At 32.7% G+C, this 18,061-nt stretch carries 19 protein-coding genes; 15 read left to right on the top strand and 4 right to left on the bottom strand.

Annotated features, from left to right (window positions below; translation table 11 throughout):
- Positions 1–134: 134 nt before the first annotated feature.
- The 9 genes from J0383_RS08925 (at position 135) to J0383_RS08965 (ending at position 9,557) form a co-directional block, all read left to right on the top strand.
- Positions 135–584: a DMP19 family protein gene (locus tag J0383_RS08925; RefSeq protein WP_207298057.1), complete on the top strand. Its 450-nt coding sequence runs from the start codon at positions 135–137 to the stop codon at positions 582–584.
- 201 nt (positions 585–785) lie between these two features.
- The gene (locus J0383_RS08930) at positions 786–1,631 is read left to right on the top strand and encodes a hypothetical protein (protein WP_207298058.1); all 846 of its coding nucleotides are present in this window, start codon (positions 786–788) and stop codon (positions 1,629–1,631) included.
- A gap of 48 nt (positions 1,632–1,679) precedes the next feature.
- Positions 1,680–3,560 carry a glycoside hydrolase family 13 protein gene (locus J0383_RS08935; RefSeq protein WP_207298059.1) on the top strand — a complete coding sequence of 627 codons (1,881 nt, stop codon included), beginning with the start codon at positions 1,680–1,682 and terminating at the stop codon, positions 3,558–3,560.
- A gap of 257 nt (positions 3,561–3,817) precedes the next feature.
- A complete protein-coding gene (locus J0383_RS08940) occupies positions 3,818–5,485 on the top strand; it encodes an alpha-amylase family glycosyl hydrolase (protein WP_207298060.1) in 1,668 nt (555 codons plus the stop codon).
- 121 nt (positions 5,486–5,606) lie between these two features.
- Positions 5,607–6,290, top strand: coding sequence for a glycerophosphodiester phosphodiesterase (locus J0383_RS08945; protein ID WP_207298061.1), 684 nt, complete (start codon positions 5,607–5,609; stop codon positions 6,288–6,290).
- 77 nt (positions 6,291–6,367) lie between these two features.
- Entirely contained in the window at positions 6,368–7,603 is a 1,236-nt protein-coding gene (locus tag J0383_RS08950) for a BaiN/RdsA family NAD(P)/FAD-dependent oxidoreductase (protein WP_207298062.1), read from the top strand.
- Positions 7,604–7,609: 6 nt separating this feature from the next.
- A complete protein-coding gene (locus J0383_RS08955; protein ID WP_207298063.1) occupies positions 7,610–8,257 on the top strand; it encodes an HAD family hydrolase in 648 nt (215 codons plus the stop codon).
- Position 8,258: 1 nt separating this feature from the next.
- The gene (locus tag J0383_RS08960; RefSeq protein WP_207298064.1) at positions 8,259–8,831 is read left to right on the top strand and encodes a Crp/Fnr family transcriptional regulator; all 573 of its coding nucleotides are present in this window, start codon (positions 8,259–8,261) and stop codon (positions 8,829–8,831) included.
- A 60-nt stretch (positions 8,832–8,891) separates the two neighbouring features.
- Positions 8,892–9,557 carry an MBL fold metallo-hydrolase gene (locus J0383_RS08965; protein ID WP_207298065.1) on the top strand — a complete coding sequence of 222 codons (666 nt, stop codon included), beginning with the start codon at positions 8,892–8,894 and terminating at the stop codon, positions 9,555–9,557.
- Here J0383_RS08965 and J0383_RS08970 read toward each other — a convergent pair.
- Together J0383_RS08970 and J0383_RS08975 are read right to left on the bottom strand one after the other, a co-directional pair.
- Positions 9,544–10,536, bottom strand: a complete 993-nt coding sequence (locus J0383_RS08970; protein ID WP_207298066.1) for a tetratricopeptide repeat protein — start codon at positions 10,534–10,536, stop codon at positions 9,544–9,546. The two genes, J0383_RS08965 and J0383_RS08970, sit on opposite strands and share 14 nt — an antisense overlap.
- A gap of 51 nt (positions 10,537–10,587) precedes the next feature.
- Complete coding sequence (locus tag J0383_RS08975) at positions 10,588–11,064, bottom strand: TspO/MBR family protein (RefSeq protein WP_207298067.1); 477 nt, start codon at positions 11,062–11,064, stop codon at positions 10,588–10,590.
- 143 nt (positions 11,065–11,207) lie between these two features.
- On the opposite strand from J0383_RS08975, the gene J0383_RS08980 reads away from it, so the two are divergent.
- From J0383_RS08980 to J0383_RS09005, 6 genes are all read left to right on the top strand, one after another.
- Positions 11,208–12,308 carry a diphosphomevalonate/mevalonate 3,5-bisphosphate decarboxylase family protein gene (locus J0383_RS08980; protein WP_207298068.1) on the top strand — a complete coding sequence of 367 codons (1,101 nt, stop codon included), beginning with the start codon at positions 11,208–11,210 and terminating at the stop codon, positions 12,306–12,308.
- A 46-nt stretch (positions 12,309–12,354) separates the two neighbouring features.
- Entirely contained in the window at positions 12,355–12,609 is a 255-nt protein-coding gene (locus J0383_RS08985; RefSeq protein WP_207298758.1) for a hypothetical protein, read from the top strand.
- A 51-nt stretch (positions 12,610–12,660) separates the two neighbouring features.
- Positions 12,661–13,599, top strand: a complete 939-nt coding sequence (locus J0383_RS08990; RefSeq protein WP_207298069.1) for a mevalonate kinase family protein — start codon at positions 12,661–12,663, stop codon at positions 13,597–13,599.
- Positions 13,600–13,664: 65 nt separating this feature from the next.
- Positions 13,665–14,255 (top strand): DUF502 domain-containing protein, encoded by a 591-nt coding sequence (locus J0383_RS08995; RefSeq protein WP_207298070.1) that lies wholly within the window; start codon positions 13,665–13,667, stop codon positions 14,253–14,255.
- Positions 14,256–14,316: 61 nt separating this feature from the next.
- A complete protein-coding gene (locus J0383_RS09000; RefSeq protein ID WP_207298071.1) occupies positions 14,317–15,273 on the top strand; it encodes a geranylgeranylglycerol-phosphate geranylgeranyltransferase in 957 nt (318 codons plus the stop codon).
- Positions 15,274–15,637: 364 nt separating this feature from the next.
- Positions 15,638–16,546 (top strand): pseudouridine synthase, encoded by a 909-nt coding sequence (locus J0383_RS09005; RefSeq protein ID WP_207298072.1) that lies wholly within the window; start codon positions 15,638–15,640, stop codon positions 16,544–16,546.
- Positions 16,547–16,606: 60 nt separating this feature from the next.
- On the opposite strand, the gene J0383_RS09010 is transcribed toward J0383_RS09005, so the two are convergent.
- Both J0383_RS09010 and J0383_RS09015 read right to left on the bottom strand, forming a co-directional pair.
- Positions 16,607–17,209, bottom strand: coding sequence for a DUF937 domain-containing protein (locus J0383_RS09010; protein ID WP_207298073.1), 603 nt, complete (start codon positions 17,207–17,209; stop codon positions 16,607–16,609).
- A gap of 273 nt (positions 17,210–17,482) precedes the next feature.
- Positions 17,483–17,983, bottom strand: a complete 501-nt coding sequence (locus J0383_RS09015) for a DUF456 domain-containing protein (RefSeq protein WP_207298074.1) — start codon at positions 17,981–17,983, stop codon at positions 17,483–17,485.
- Positions 17,984–18,061: the final 78 nt, after the last annotated feature.

Genomic DNA, 18,061 nt, shown 5'->3' on the forward strand with positions numbered 1-18,061 from the left:
TCTGATATATTTTGAAAACCTTACAGGAAAACTGAATATGAGAAATACCATATAAACATCAAATTAATCACATTAAATAAGAAAAAACTTATTTTTAATTAAATTTGTTTATCTAAGAATTTAAAATTAATATAATGGAAGAAAAAGATAAGCAGAGACAGCAATTCGAAGACTATTCGTTTGAAGTAGTCGACAAATTATTTAAAATCTATGATGGTAAAATAGAAGCAATGCCAGAAAATGAAAGAGATGTTGTTCTTATTTGGCGCTTAGAAGCCGACATGTACAATGGCGGTTTTGTTCAATATTTCTGTAATTGGGGTTTTAATAATTTTGAAGATACCCAAAAAGTACTTGCAAAAATAAATGCCAAACAATCTTTAAATATCATTACAGAATGTGAACAAATTATTTCTGTTTTACAAGATGACGATCGGATTGAAGCATTATGGGATATTCCAAAATATCTCCCAGAGTACCTTAGTGAAGAACAAGATGCAAGGTTAGAAGAATTGGATGAAATGTATTGGAAAAATTTGGATGATATATTGTTAATAGGGTATAACTATTACTTAAAAAAGTAACTAAAAAAAGCCATGAAAAAATAAATTAGGCAAAACAAAAAACATAAACATTAATTTAAAAATTAGTCTTAAGAATCAAATTATCCATCTAAGAAACTTTATGATTATTTTAATGTAGGAAAAAACACATTATTTTACTTTTAATTTAAATTTGCTCAAGATTTCGAAAGTCGAAATTCAACAATTACAAATTAATATAAAATGAAAAATATTATAGGTTTCCTTTTAGCATCCTTACTGATTTCATGCCAACAAAAGAATGAGCAAATTGTTAAAGTAAATAATCAAAATCAAGTTCAAATTCAGAATAAAAAATCAAATGAACTAGACGAAATTCCTGCAGATAAAGCATTTTTTTCGGTTTATGATCTATCAAAGAAAACAACTGCCATTGTAGTGAATCTGAATGACAAAAACACTTATAATGGAGCAATGTTTAATAAGGTTTTCAACGAAGTAAGCACAAAAGATTCTATATACAAATTTATAGAAGATCCTACTGCTGTTAGAAATCAAAACCTTGAATACTATGATACATTAGGAGTTTACAAACTGACAAAAAACAAATCATTAGAAAATCAGATTAAAAAAATCATTCAACCTAGCTATTATGTTTATGGCACAAAAGGATTTTCAAAAATCAATATAAAAAACGTTGTTTATGCAATTGACGAATGCTTTACAAATATTATTGCTTTTCCAATTGAGAATTTTGACACCACTAAAAACGGAAAGCCAATTTTTTGTTCCTCAAAATTATTAGCAATAGAATACAGAAAAAATTACTCTGATATTGAGAAAAAAGTACAAGAATACGACGAAAAAGAAAATAAAAAACTAGATTATAAAGATGATATTAAAACGAAAATATTTGCAAATATTGGAGACGCTTATTTTTCGTATAATGATGATTTTGTCTGGGGAAAAGATTTTGAAAAAAGGAAATCTAAATTTCCTAAAAGAACAATATATATTGTAAAAAAGGATAAACCTATAAATAAATTCTGGCTCAATGGTTTAGACTTGCTCGGAATCAATTGTATTTAATAAAAGAGCTTATTAGCTTTTTTAATTACACTATCAAACCAAATTACTATGAAACCTTTAAAAACAAAATTTCTAAAAATAAGTTTTTGTACAATAAAAACAGCAATTATTGTATTATTATTTTCCGCTTCCGCGAAAGCGCAAATCCAAAAAGTAGAACCACCTTTCTGGTACGCAGGAATGAAAAATTCGGAACTGCAGATTATGTTCTACGGAAAGAACATTTCGCAATATGAAGCTTCGGTTTCCAACAATGTTGCAATTAAAAATGTCGAAAAAACAGAAAACCCAAACTATCTTTTTGTAACGATTGATACGAAAGATGTAAAAGCTTCTGAATTGATTTTTTCTTTTAAAAACAATAACAAAGTTGCTTTTAAACAAAAATATACGCTTAAAGAAAGAAGAACCAATTCTGCTGATAGAAAAAGTTACGATGCATCTGATTTAATTTACTTAATCATGCCAGATCGTTTTGCTAACGGGAATCCAAAAAATGACAGCGATCCTTCTTTAACTGAAAAAGCAAACCGTCAAGATCCAAGCGGACGTCACGGCGGCGATATCGAGGGAATCATCAAAAACTTAGATTATATTTCGGCTCTTGGTGCAACAACAATCTGGAGCACGCCACTATGCGAAGACAACGACAAACAGCATTCGTACCACACCTACGGACAATCTGATGTTTACAGAATTGATCCGCGTTACGGAACAAATGAAGATTATGTTCGCCTATCTTCTGAAATGCATAAAAAAGACATGAAACTGGTTATGGATTATGTAACCAATCACTGGGGAATTACGCACTGGATGGTGAAAGATTTGCCAACAAAATCATGGCTGAACCAATTTGAAAATTACACTCAAACACACCACAGACGTGAAGTAATTACAGATATCCATGCTTCAAAAATCGATCAGGAAGTTTGTATTGATGGCTGGTTTGTTCCTTCAATGCCGGATTTAAATTTAAGAAATCCGCTTGTTGCCAAATATTTAACTCAAAATGCCATTTGGTGGATTGAATACGCAAATTTGGATGGTTTCCGTGTAGACACTTATAATTATTCGGATAAAACGGCAATGGCAAATTGGGCAAAAGCAATTACAGACGAATATCCGAATTTTAATATTGTGGGGGAAATCTGGATGCACAATCAGGCAAATTTAGCTTTTTGGCAAAAAGACAGTAAAATTGGAGCAATCGAAAACTACAATTCAAACCTTCCATCTGTAATGGATTTTACGCTTCAAAGCCAAATTACTTCTGCTTTCAACGAAAATGAACCAAGCTGGGACAACGGATTGATCAAATTCTACAACAATTTTGCAATGGATTTTTTATATCCAAACCCGAACAACATTTTAGTTTTTGCCGAAAACCACGATACAGATCGTATGAATCATAATTTCAAATACGATTTACCAAAGTACAAACTGGCAATGACTTTACTAGCTACAGTTCGCGGAATCCCGCAGATTTATTACGGCTCAGAAATTGGAATGGGCGGTGATAAAGGCAAAGGCGGAGATGCCGATATTCGTCAGGATTTCCCAGGCGGATGGGCTGGCGACAAAAACAACGCTTTTACAAAAGAAGGAAGAACTCCAGAACAAGCGGCGTTTTTTGATTTCAGTTCAAAATTATTCAGATGGAGAAAAACAAACGAAGCAGTTCATTTCGGAAAAATGACACATTATATTCCTGAAAATAATACCTATGTATATTTCAGATATACCGATGCTAAAACCGTTATGGTCGTATTCAATAATAATGCAAAAGAGCAAGTTGTAAAAACAAGCCGTTTCAAAGAAAGCATCAAAAACTTCAAATCAGGAAAAGATGTTATTACAGGAAAAACATTCGATTTAGCTTCTGAAATTACGCTCGAACCAAAATCAGCTCTGGTTTTAGAATTGGAATAAAACTTTATTTAAACACGTAGAAACATAGATTTTCCAGCTCAACAAAAGGCGTTTCACTTATTTTAAATAAACATAGTTTTTAGTATTTAAGCTATGTGTTAATGATTGAAATCATTTTCTTTAAATCTTTTCAAGACAAAGTAAAGCCTATGATTCTATGTGCTCAAAAATATTTTCAGCTACAAATTCAAGTTTTTTATCCCAAAAATGGTCAAAAAATAATTCGTGAATTCGTGGCGGAAATTTATAGCCATGTTATGAAAAAATACGCTTTCCTTTTTTTATCTTTAGTATTCATAATTACGGGTTGTTCTGGCTCAAAATCAGTTACAATGAATAACGAAAATACTTCGAAAACACCTTTCGTTTGGGAAGGAGCAAATGTTTATTTTTTACTTACAGACCGTTTTTACAACGGCGACAAATCAAACGATTTAAATTTCAATCGAACCAAGACTCCAGGAAAACTGCGCGGATTTGAAGGCGGAGACATTATCGGAATCACTAAAAAAATCGAAGAAGGCTATTTCGAAAAATTAGGAATCAATGCCATTTGGCTTACGCCAATTGTCGAGCAGATTCATGATGGCGTTGACGAAGGAACCGGATTGAGTTATGGTTTTCACGGCTATTGGGCAAGAGATTGGACTGCTCTAGATCCAAACTTTGGGACAAAAGAAGATTTAGCCAATTTGGTAAAAAAAGCGCATGAACGAGGAGTCAGAATAGTTTTAGATGGCGTAATCAATCATACAGGTCCAGTAACTCCAGAAGATCCCGTTTGGCCTTCTGATTGGGTAAGAACTGGCGTGGTCTGCGATTACAAATCATTTGAAAATACTACAATGTGTACTTTGGTGGAAAATCTTCCAGATGTAAAAACCGAAAGCACTCAAAATGTGGAATTACCTCCTTTCTTAATTGAAAAATGGAAAAAAGAAGGCCGTTACGAAAAAGAAATTGCTTCTTTAAATGAATTCTTCAAAAGAACAGGTTACCCGAGAAGTCCGAAATATTACATCATAAAATGGCTTACCGATTACATTCTGGAATTCGGAATTGACGGTTACCGTGCCGACACTGTAAAACATACTGAAGAAGGCGTTTGGGCGGATTTTAAAAAAGAATGCGATTATGCTTTTGAAACTTGGAAAAAACACCACCCTTTACAAGTTCTAGATAAAAATCCATTTTATACAATCGCTGAAGTTTACGGTTACGGAATAAGCGGCGGACAGGATTATGATTTTGGAGATCGAAAAGTCAATTATTTTCAGAACGGCTTCAACAGCATGATTAATTTTGAATTTAAATGGAATGCCGCTCAAAGCGATTATGAAACCTTATTTTCGAAATATTCAAATCATTTAAATAACGAATTAAAAGGATATTCAGTTTTGAATTATGTTTCTTCTCACGACGACGGACAGCCTTTTGATGCCAATCGGGTGAAAGGTTTTGAAGCAGGAACAAAACTTTTGCTTTCACCAGGAATGTCACAAGTGTATTACGGAGACGAATCGAATCGTTCTTTGGTTGTGGAAGGAACTCAAGGCGATGCCACTTTACGTTCCAACATGAATTGGGACGATATTGAAAACAATCCTGATACAAAATTCATGCTTTTACACTGGCAGAAATTAGGTCAGTTTAGAAGAAATCACCCTGCGGTTGGCGCTGGAATTCATACACAATTAAGCAGTCAGCCGTATTTGTTTTCAAGAACTTATTCTAGAGGATCATATACTGATAAAGTACTAATTGGTTTAGATTTATCTGAAGGTCGTAAAGAACTGTCTGTGTATTCTCTTTTCGAAAACGGAACTAAATTACGTGATGGTTTTTCTAATCAGCAAACAGAAGTTATTGATGGAAAAGTAATTATCGACAGCGAATTTGGAATTGTTTTGCTCGAAAAAATTTAAAGTTTTTCCGCCACGAATTCACGAATTATTTTTTGACAATCTTCAGAAATAAAAATTCGTGAATTCGTGGCTATTATTTTCCTCTGCAACTTTGTACCTTTGTACCTCTGAACCTAGAAAAATGAATATTCTAAAAATAGCTCATAGAGGTGCAAAAGCATACGAACCTGAAAATACACTTCAAGCTTTTCAAAAAGCCTTAGATTTACATTCAGACGGAATCGAACTGGACGTTCACCTAAGCGCTGACGGACATATTATCGTAATTCATGACGAAACTATAGACAGAACAACTAATGGAAAAGGTTTGGTAAATACTTTTTCATTATCTGAATTAAAATCGTTTCTGATTGATGAAAAATACCAAATTCCAACTTTAAATGAAGTTTTTGATTTGGTTGACAAAAAATGTCTGATCAATATTGAATTAAAAGGTTTAGGAACTGCTCCTAAAGTTGTTCGGTTAATTGAAGAATATATTTCAGAAAAAAAATGGAATTACAATAATTTTATAATTTCAAGTTTCGAGTGGAATATGCTTCAGGAAACTTCAATTTTAAATCCAAATATCCCAATTGGCGTTTTAACAGAAGAAAATGTTGAAACTGCTTTGGCTTTCGCCGAATCGATAAAAGCAAAAGCAATTAACCCAGATTTTCAGTTATTGAATAAAGAAAATGTCCAGCAAATTCAAGAAAAAGGATTCTTAGTTTTTCCTTGGACAGTAAACTCAGAAGAAGACATTCAAAAAGTAAAAAGTTATCAAGTAAACGGAATTATCTCTGATAATCCAGACAAAATATAATAATAGCCACGAGAAACTTTGTCAAAGTTGTACAGAGTTCAATAAATAATTCGTGAATTCGTGGCGAAAACTAAAATATGATTAAAAATTTCGACATCATCATCGTTGGCGGAGGCGCTGCTGGTTTTTTTACCGCAATTAATATTGCCGAGAAAAGCCCGAAACTGAAAATCGCTATTTTAGAAAGAGGAAAAGAAGTGCTTTCTAAAGTCCGCATTTCGGGTGGCGGACGATGTAACGTTACGCACGCTTGCTTTGAACCCAACGAATTAGTGAAATTCTATCCGCGTGGCGAAAAAGAACTTCGCGGACCGTTTCATCAATTCTGCTCAGGAGATACAATTGAATGGTTTGAAAAACACGGTGTCGAATTGAAAATCGAAGAAGACGGCAGAATGTTTCCCGTTTCAAATTCGTCGCAAACTATAATTGACTGCTTTTTAAAAGCAACTGAAAAATTAGGCATAAAAGTACTTACGGGACAAAGTGTACAGTCGATTTTCAAAAAAGAAAATCACTGGAAAATTGATACACAAAACGAAAACTTTGCTGCTGAAAAATTGATTATGGCAACTGGAAGCAATCCCAAAATTTGGGAGATGCTTCAAGAACATGGTCATGCTATTGTAAGCCCTGTTCCTTCCCTATTTACTTTCAATATCAAAGATTCTAGAATAAAAGAATTACCAGGAGTTGCTGCAAATGTTACCATAAATGTAAAAGATACCAAATTAGAATCGACAGGACCTTTGTTAATCACGCATTGGGGAATGAGCGGACCGGCAATTTTGAAACTTTCAGCTTGGGGCGCACGCATTCTGCACGATAAAAATTATCAGTTTACGATTTTTGTGAATTGGTTAAATGATGTCGATTATGAAGATGCTGAAAAAATTCTAAAAGACCTTAAACAAGAACACGCTAAAAAAGCAGTTTCTAAAAAATCACCTTTTGACTTCCCGAATCGTTTGTGGGAAAGTTTGGTTTTGGCTTCAGGAATTGATTCTGACTCGAGCGACAGCGAACAGGCGAAGCAAACAAAATGGGCGGATTTATCTAAAAACCAATTGCAGAATCTGACTTTGCAATTAACAAAAGCCGAATTTAAAGTCAACGGCAAAAGTACTTTTAAGGAAGAATTTGTAACCGCTGGCGGAATCGATTTAAAGGAAATCAACTTTAAAACAATGGAAAGCAAAATTCACGAAAACCTTTATTTTGCTGGTGAAATTGTCAATATCGATGCCATTACAGGCGGATTTAATTTTCAGAATGCCTGGACAAGCGGGTTTATTCTGGCTCAAAATATGTAATGCAACATGAAATTTAAAGGAATTATTTTTGATTTAGACGGCACATTAGTCAATTCGTTAGAAGACATTTCAGATGCGATGAACAAAGTGCTACAAGGTCTAAATTTCCCAACTCATACTTACGATACGTATCAATATTTTATTGGAAGCGGATTGCGAAATTTGGTTAGCAAAGCACTTCCTTCAACCAACAATTCAGACGAACAGATTGAAATTTGTTTTGAATGTATGATAAACGAATATCGTGAAATCTGCACCCTGAAAACAAAACCTTATGATGGAATTGTGGAATTGTTAGAAAATCTGACTTCACAAAACATTAAAATGGCGGTTTTCTCTAATAAAGCTGATGAATTGACGAAGAAAATAGCATCAGAAATATTTCCAAATCATTTTGATATAGCGGTTGGTTTAAGCACAGAAGCGCTAAAAAAACCAAATCCTTTTGAGGCTTTAGCAATTGGCAAAAAATGGAATTTAAACCCCGAAGAAATTCTTTTTGTGGGCGATTCTGATATCGATATGCAAACAGCTGTAAATGCCAACATGTTTCCTGTAGGCGTTACTTGGGGCTACAGAACCGAAGAAGAATTAAAAAACAGCGGTGCAAAACTGGTTGTGAATAAAGCTTCCGAATTAATTGAAATTTTATAAAATGAATTCTTTATTACAAAAACAAATTACAGCAATTGCCCCTTTTTCTGAAAATGAAATTGAGACAATTGCTTCTTGTTTTGAATATCAAAAGTTTAATGCCAAACAATATCTTTCGTCAATGGGAAAAATCAGTAATAAGATTTTCTTTATTTTGAACGGATTGGCAAGAGTTTATTACTTAAAAGACGGAAAAGAAATTACGGCGTATTTAAGTACTGACGAAGGTTTTATTGCTTCTTATTCCAGTTTTATCAATCAAACGCCTTCTTTTGAGAATATTCAATGCATTGAAGATTGCGAAGTGCTTTCGATTTCTTTCGAAAAAATGCAATTTCTCTATAACGAAATTCCAAATTGGGATCGTGTCGGAAGAATTCTGGCCGAGCAGAATTACCTTTGTATGGCAGATCGCGTTTTAAAATTGCAAATGATTCCTGCCAAAGAAAAATACCAGACTTTTTTAGCTTCGGCTCCAGCCAAAATCATTCAGCGAACGCCTTTAATTTATATCGCTTCCTTTCTCGGAATTACTCCAGAATCGCTAAGCAGAATCCGCCAAGACATTTCTTAACATTTATCAAGTGGATTGAAAAACCGAATTCGAATCTTTGCCAAAACAAAATTTGAAAAGATGAAGAATATTGCAAAAGACGTTTACCAAATCCCTTTATTTCCTAGAAACGCTATAAACTGTTATTTGATTGAAGATGTTTTAATTGATGCTGGAATTAGAAGTTCTGCTAATAAAATATTAAAAGCAATAAAAAATAAATCAGTAAATAAACACGTATTGACGCATGCTCATGCCGATCATCAGGGAAGCAGCAAGGCAATCTGCGAAACGCTGAATATTCCACTTCTATGTAGCGAACCTGAAAAAGAATTTGCCGAAAACGGAAATGTAATTACAGAATACCCAAATCCAAATCATATTATTTCAAAATTTCAGAAAAATTTCTGGGCTGGGAAAGGACATCCCGTTTCTCAAACTTTAAAAGAGGGAGATCAAATAGGCGGGTTTACGGTTGTTGAAACTCCTGGACATTCAAGAGGTCATTTGTCTTTTTTTAGAGAAAAAGATGGTGTTTTAATTGTGGGCGATGTTATGACCAATATGAATCTTTTAACCACAAAAGTTGGCCTTCACGAACCGCCTCATTTATTTACTTCAGATCAAGAAACCAATAGAAAATCAATATTAAAATTGGCTTCACTACAACCTAAAATATTGTGTTTTGGTCACGGTCCCGTTTTATTTAACAATGGTGAATTAGAGCAATTTATTAAGAGGTTTTAAGTTTTTTTAATTTTTTCCATTTTAAGAAAAATACCCCTGAGCAGATTAATAATATTAAAGTGATTATTGAAAAACCGATTAATACTTCATTGAAAATATTATCATTTTTTCTTATTCTTTTTGCTAATTTATCGTTCAATGTGTCTGCATGAACAGCGCTTTCATACAATTCTTTGCCATTTTTTAGACAATACTCATTCATTTTTTCATAACAAACGAGCAATCTCTCATTAAGTAAATTACTTTGGAAGCCATATTTTCTTGATAGCTCAAAGATTTCCGAGGTTTCACTAAATACATTTTCATTCATTGAAGATATATTCCCTAATTCAAAAAGTAAAACAGAAATAATCTGATCTTTTGGCTTTATAAACGAAATTCTTTCATTTAACTGAAAAAATATAGCATCTTGCAACTTTGTCAATTCTTCATCAGAAAGATTTGTCTTCGCAACAATTTCTGAACCGAAATTAGTACCAATAAAAAATTCTCCAGTTGGATTTTGAATTTTCTTAATCTTCGCTTCCAATATTTTAATATGAAGCCATTCCGATCCTTCGTGGGAGTTTGGATTAATTTTAACAGACTTTTGAATCCATTCATAAGCCTTTTGGTTTTCTCCCATTAACTCATACAATGTTCCTATATTTGAAGCTGTTGAATATCTGTTAGGCTTAATTTTTTCAATCTCTAAATATAATTTTAATGCTTCATCATATTTTCCTTGAATGATTAAGACATAACCTTTATCAGATAAATAATCTAAATCTCTAGTTTTTTCATATCCTCTTTCAAGATCTAAAATTAACGCTGGAAAATCTTTAATTTTAAAATTATGTCCTTTTGGCACATAATATTCTTTATGATCATGATAAACTTCAACCTTATTTTTTAATCTCTTAATGTCCCAATTCAAACAAGCAAAGGTTTTAAATGACATTAAAACCAAAACCACTAGAAAAAAATTAAATCTATTCATAAAGTAAACGCATTGATTAAACTTGAAACAAAGAAAACCTAAAACTTGAAACTACTTATTAAGCCACCAAATACTAGCATTTAAAATTGCTGCAAAAGCAACCCAAGCTAAATATGGAATCAATAAATAACCCGCTGTTTTATTAATCTTGATGAACTTCAAATACGTTTCATAAATCATCAGCCATAAAAGGATAATCTCGATTAAAGCTAACATTGGATTTTTCAATCCGAAGAATAAATAAGACCAAATGGAGTTTAAAATCAATTGAATGATGAAGAAAAGCAATGCTTTCTTCACTTCTTCGGTATTTTCCTTTATTTTGTCCCAAACTAAAGCAGCTGCAACGGCCATTAAAATATAAAGTAAAGTCCAAACAGGCATAAAAATCCAATTCGGCGGATTAAAAACCGGCTTTTTCAGCAATACATACCACGTTTCAATACTTGGTCTTGTAACCAAACTTGCAGAATATCCTACTGTTAAACAAATAATTATAGCGATAGCGATTTTTACAAACTTATTCATGATCTCAAATTTTGAATTCAAAAATAGGCAAAAGAAAAATTTAAACCATATAAGTTATATAAGTTCATTTTAGTAAAGCTGCTTATAATTTCTTATATGACTTATATGGTGAAAAAACTATCTTTGCCAAAATTTTATAATTCATGTATTCAGCAGCTGATTTTATACCAACTTCATATACTTCAACGATCGAAAACGGAAACTTTGAATGGAGCGCACCAAGCAACATTGCATTAGTGAAATACTGGGGAAAAAAAGACAACCAGATTCCGGCAAATCCATCCGTAAGTTTTACGCTTAACAATTGCAAAACGATTACAAAGTTAGGTTTTGAAAAAAGAGCCACTTCGACTCCGCTCAGTGTGACAAACGGTTTTTCTTTTGATTTGCTTTTTGAAGGAAAACCAAAGGAAGATTTTAAACCAAAGATTCAGAAGTTTTTAGAAAGAGTTGAAGCTTATCTGCCGTTTTTGAAAGATTATCATTTTACAATTGATACTCAAAATACTTTTCCGCATAGTTCGGGAATTGCTTCTTCGGCTTCTGGAATGGCGGCTTTGGCTATGAATTTTATGAGTTTAGAAAGAGAACTAAATCCAGAAATGACTGATGCTTATTTCTATCAAAAAGCTTCATTTTTGGCTCGTTTAGGTTCTGGAAGCGCTTGCAGAAGTGTAAAGGGAAATGTGGTAGTTTGGGGAAATCAGGCGAATATTGAAGGAAGCACCGATTTATTTGGTGTTGAATTTCCATATACTATTCACGAAAATTTCAAGAATTACCAAGACACTATTTTATTGGTTGATAAAGGCGAAAAACAAGTTTCGAGTACCGTGGGACACGATTTGATGCACAATCATCCGTATGCTGAAAGACGTTTTGCACAAGCACACGAAAATCTAGATAAATTAATCGCGATTTTTAAAAACGGAAACATTGATGAATTCATTAAAGTTGTAGAAAGCGAAGCATTGACTTTACACGCCATGATGATGACTTCGATGCCTTATTTTATTCTGATGAAGCCCAATACACTGCAAATCATAAATGCGATCTGGAAATTCAGAAACGAAACCCAGATTCCGGTTTGTTTTACGCTTGATGCGGGAGCAAATGTGCATGTATTATATCCTGAAAACGTTAGCGAAAAAGTATTGCAATTTATTCAAGACGAATTAGTTGTATTTTGTCAGAATAGTCAATACATTTGCGACAAAATTGGAAGTGGTGCGATTGCATTATAATTTTGCGTATCTTTATATATTATAATACATTTTTTTAAGTCAGAACATGAATACTGCAACTATAAAACTTTACGATTTATTTAGAAAAGAGCTTAATCTTGACGAAAGTAAGGCTAAGGAATTTGTTGAGGCGATTGACAGAACTATTAGCGAAGAAATTAGACAAGATAAAAATGAAATTGCGACCAAAGATTTCGTAAAGAAAGAAATTATAGACGCAAAAAATGACATGATAAAGTGGTTTGTTGGTCTTTTTTTTGCATTGGCTATGATGATAATTGGATTATATATTAAAGGCTAATTTTTGGAACCAAATAAAATTTTACTTTTAAAGAAAGACATAAAATAAATCATGAAAGGACCCTTATTTTACTCAAAAATATTACTCTTTGGAGAATACGGAATTATCCGCGACTCTAAAGGACTTTCTATCCCTTATAATTTTTATAATGGCGCTTTGAAAAAAAGCGAAGAACCTACTGCAGAAGCAATTTCATCTAACAAAAGCTTAAGAAGTTTTGCTTCTTATCTTGAAGTTTTGCAGACTCAGCAGCCGGAATTGGTCACTTTCGATTTAGAAACTCTAAAAAATGATGTCGAAACTGGAATGTATTTCGATTCTAGTATTCCTCAAGGATATGGTGTTGGAAGCAGCGGTGCGCTTGTAGCAGCTATTTATGATAAATATGCTACAAACAAAATCACAGTTTTAGAGAACCTTACACGTGAAAAATTATTACAGTTAAAAAATATATTTTCTCAAATGGAAAGCTTTTTCCACGGAAAAAGTTCTGGTTTAGATCCGCTAAACAGTTATTTGAGCATTCCAATTCTTATTAATTCAAAAGATAATATTGAAGCAACTGGAATTCCAACTCAAAGTTTCGACGGAAAAGGCGCCGTGTTTTTATTAGACTCAGGAATTGTTGGCGAAACAGCTCCTATGGTTAATATTTTTATGGAAAACCTAAAAGACAAAGGTTTCCGTGCGATGCTTAAAAACCAGTTTGTAAAATATACAGATGCTTGTGTAGAAAACTTCCTGCACGGCGACATGAAATCTTTATTTACCAATACTAAAAAACTTTCTAAAGTAGTTTTAAACAACTTTAAACCTATGATTCCAGAGCAATTTCACGGAATCTGGCAGCACGGAATCGATACTAACGATTATTACCTAAAACTTTGCGGTTCTGGCGGAGGTGGTTATATCCTTGGTTTTACCGAAGATTTAGAACGTGCCAAAGTTTCATTAAAAGACTATAAGTTAGAAGTTGTCTATCAGTTTTAATTCCTTAAAAGCCGAAATTATTTGAGTAGATTTTCATAAGTATCCATCCTAAAAAGTTAAGTATTATGAAAAGCATTTTTAAAATAATCAAAGCAACTTTTTTAGGAGGAATTCTCTTTTTAGCACCCTTAGTGGTATTACTGATCATTCTTGAAAAAGGATATCACATTATTCAAAAAGTAACTCTTCCTTTGGTGAGTAATCTGCCAAGAGTACACGTTTTAGGATTAGCGCTTCAGGAACTTTTTGGAATTCTATTAATCATTATTTTCTGTTTTATTGCAGGTGTATTAGCCAAAACTACTCTTGCCCAAAAATTGATTTTAAAAATAGAAAACAGCATTCTGAGTTTTATTCCCGGCTATTCGTTTATGAAAGGCATAAATGAAAATATTATGGGAATTGAATCTAATAAGGACTTAAAAGTCATTTTAGTTCCTACAGATGCTGGATGGCAATTTGCGTTTTTAATCGAACAAATTGACGAAAACAACTTTACCGTTTTTGTTCCAGATGCACCAAATCCATGGAGCGGCTCAGTTGTTTTTGTAGAAAAGAAAGACATTCGAGAAGTTGGAATTTCTCAAAAAGAAGCCTTGGCATGCATTCGAAAACTGGGTTATGGTTCTAAAGAATTGTTAAAAAACAGGCTCTAAATTTCAGATTCAAAAAATATCTTTTAATTTCAAATCTAATTTAATCCACAACTTATAATTTATGTTAAGCAGACAGCACAAACTTTTAGTAATGAAAATTGTTAGTTTGTTTTCTGTGGTACGCGGTTATAACATTCCTATTATCATTCTAGCGCAATATTTATCGGCGATTTTTATTCTGGCGCCAGAAAAAAGAGCCCTTGATATTTTATTGGATTTTTACCTTTTTCTGATTGTTTTTGCTTCTGCTATTACAATCGCTTCTGGATATATTATTAATAATTTTTACGACAGCCAGAAAGATTTAATAAATCGACCAAACAAATCAATGCTGGATCGTTTAGTGAGTCAGAAAACGAAATTGTCGGTTTATTTTAGTCTGAATTTCTTGGCTGTTCTAATGGCTGGGATTGTTTCATGGAGGGCTTTTTTATTCTTTTCGGCTTATATTTTCTTGATTTGGTTTTACTCTCATAAAATAAAGAAATATCCAATTATAGGAAATCTAACAGCTGCTTTAATGGCGGTAATTCCTTTTTTTGCTATTTTATTGTATTTCTACAATTCAATTTCGTTTGAAGAAATTGAAAATCATAAAAGCCATTTTGCTGTTATTTCGGCTCATGCTATGTTTTTGTTTTTATTGCTTTTGATTCGGGAAATGATAAAAGATTTGGAAAACTTAAAAGGAGATTTAGCAAATGATTATCATACTATTCCAATTATTTATAATGAAACTGTGTCGAAACAGATTATTACGATTCTAACGTTTTTAACGATTATCCCGGTTTATATTTTAGTGGATATTTACGATGTGGGTTACATGGATATTTACTTTTATGTCTGTTTCATCGTTTTACTTTTCTTTTTACTGTATTTATGGAAATCCAATTCGAAAGAGCAATTTTTATTACTTCATAATGTTTTGAAATTCCTAATTGTTTCGGGAGTTTTCTGTATTGTTTTGATTAATCCGAGTGTTTTGTGGCACGGACGCGAGTTGATTTCTAACTATTAAGTTTTTTTGTTCCACAGAGATACACTAAGAGGTTTCGCAGAGATTCGCAAAGTTTTTTTTGTATTGCTTTGTGTTGTTTTGTGAAACAGCTAAAATGTTTAAAAGAAGCCAATTGCTTGGATCTAGCCCGATTACTTCACTTAGCATTTATTTTCATGGGAGTTCAGTGAACATGTTTGAAATGAAAATCCTTTTATGGCGGGGTTGGCCATAAAAGATTGTAATGGAAAGCGGGAAACCATGTTAAAAAAATGCCTTTTGTGACCCTTCTTATTCCTCTAAAAATCAAAGCTATTAATCTAAGAACAATGAACTTAAGTTTTATTAGCAGGAAAAAACTATCTTTGCACAAATTAATGATTTTATGAACAACAAGGAAGGCAATAATAAAAGAGGCGGATCGAGACCAAACAGCTCAAGATCAAACTCAAGCAAGCCAAAACCTCCTATGCCTAAGCGTGCGCAAGGCCCTAAAAAAGTGAAACCAGAAGTTAAAGCGGCGCAGGAAGCTGCTGCTGAAAAATTTAGAAAGCAGAATCAGCCGGCAAAAAGACAAAAAGCTTCTGATGAAATTCGCTTGAATAAATACATCGCCAATTCTGGTGTATGTTCTCGTCGTGATGCTGATATATACATTCAGTCAGGAAATGTTAAGGTAAATGGTGTTCCAGTTACTGAAATGGGTTATTTGGTAAAATTAAATGATGTGGTAAACTTTGACGGCGTGGTTATAACTCCTGAAAAGAAAGAATATATTTTATTAAACAAGCCTAAAAACTTTACTACTGCTCAAGACGAAGGTCAGGAATACCGTAACGTTTTGGAATTGGTTCGTGGTGCTACAAATGCAAAAATTGCTCCTGTTGGAAGAATGGACAAGAATACTACGGGATTATTATTGTTTACAAATGACAATGATTTGATTCGTAAGTTTACTTTACCAAATCAGAAATCTTCTAAAATTTATCAAGTTTCTTTAGATAAGAATTTGAAATATGAAGATCTAGAAAAAATCAGTAAAGGTCTTGTTATTGAAGGACACCGCGTTTCTGTTGAAGAAGTTAGTTATATTGAAAAAGAAGCAAAAAGCGAAGTGGGATTAAAATTACGCACTTCAAATGTAAAAGTGGTACGTGCTATTTTTGAACATTTAGAATATAATGTGCTACGTATTGACCGTGTTTCTTTTGCTGGTTTAACCAAAAAGAATCTTCCAAGAGGAAACTGGCGCTTTTTAACAAATCAAGAAGTGATCAATTTAAAGAATGCTTAAAAATCTTTAAACCAATTAAAATACAAATCCTGTTTTACTTTGTAAGGCGGGATTTTTTATTTAGAAACTGAAAAAGTTGTGTCCGAAAAGTGTAAAGATTGATCTTCCGATGTTTTGGTTTTTTTCTTCAACGGATTCGTAAGATGAAAATCCAAGTATGATTTTAATTCCAGGTTGAATGCTGTTTAAAATATCTCTTTTTTGTTCTTCCAGTAATAATTTCAAACTGTCTAATAACTGGATATTGTTTTTAAGATAAGAGATTACAAGTAGTGCAGAGAAGTTAAGTATTTCGCGGGCAGTTTCGCTTTTAATTCCGACTTCGTTTGAAATCATTTCAGAAATTCTTCCTTTTTTATTGGTAAAGATTTCTTTTAATATTGCGTTACCTTCTAAGCGGTAACAATCATCGACTGATAAAATTCTGCCGGAAGTAAAATCAACTTCCTGATAAAAGTTTGAGTTGTCCTGAATCTGAGAGACGATTTCTTTATAAAATCCTGATTCTTCGGCTTTGTTGTACAGACCCATTAAAACTGTACCTATCGAAACATCAATTCCTTTGATTAGAAGTGCATCATTTTCAAAATAAAACTTGTTTAGTTTTGAAACAACATTAGAAGAAATAAAACGTCTAAGTTCAATTTGTAGGTTTGGGGTCATACTCATAACTTATAATATAATTATTTATACTCAATCAAAATAATCGATAAAGTGGGGCTTTTTATCGTTTATCGTGATAAAAATATAAAATAATACAACATATCCAAAAAATAAGTTAAATTTTTAGTTGAGAGATTTTCAGTGTTTTAGCAAAAAATCTTATAACTCCCAATAAATAATAACCCTTTCGAAATCAAATCCTATAAAAAAAATTTAACATATTTTTCGAAAATTTAAAAAAATAAGAAAAAGCTTAAACAAATTTTAACATTATCAGAACAAACCTGTTCTATTTTGCCATACTATGGTGAAGAAAATACCGAGATAAATTATACAAAACATAAAGTTTACAAAACTGGAAGCCAAAAAGCCTAAAAGTGACCCGGTTGCGGCCTTAACAGCACGTTTATGGTTAGAAGAATCGTAAAGCAACTCACCAATTAATGCTCCCACAAAAGGACCAATAATAACTCCAAATGGTATTGGAGCGATAATTCCAACAATCAAACCAATATTGGTGCCCCAAACGCCATACGAACTTCCGCCGAACTTTTTGGTTCCTTTCGCGGGAATAACATAATCTAGAATGGTAATGATAACCATGAGCACAAATGTTATTCCTAAAACCCAGTAATTAATTGCTACAGCATCAGTCAAATATAACAAAAGCAATCCCACCCAGCAGGAAGAAAGTCCGGGTAAAACAGGTATAAAACTTCCTAAAACCCCAACAATTATGCATATAAATCCTAATGTTGTTAATAGTAAATCCATATTGAACTTGTAATTTTGAGCTTAATTTTTTAATTTCATTCATAAAAATAGCAAGAAAAAACTTTTCAAAAAATTTAA

Source organism: Flavobacterium endoglycinae (assembly GCF_017352115.1).
Classification (GTDB): domain Bacteria; phylum Bacteroidota; class Bacteroidia; order Flavobacteriales; family Flavobacteriaceae; genus Flavobacterium; species Flavobacterium endoglycinae.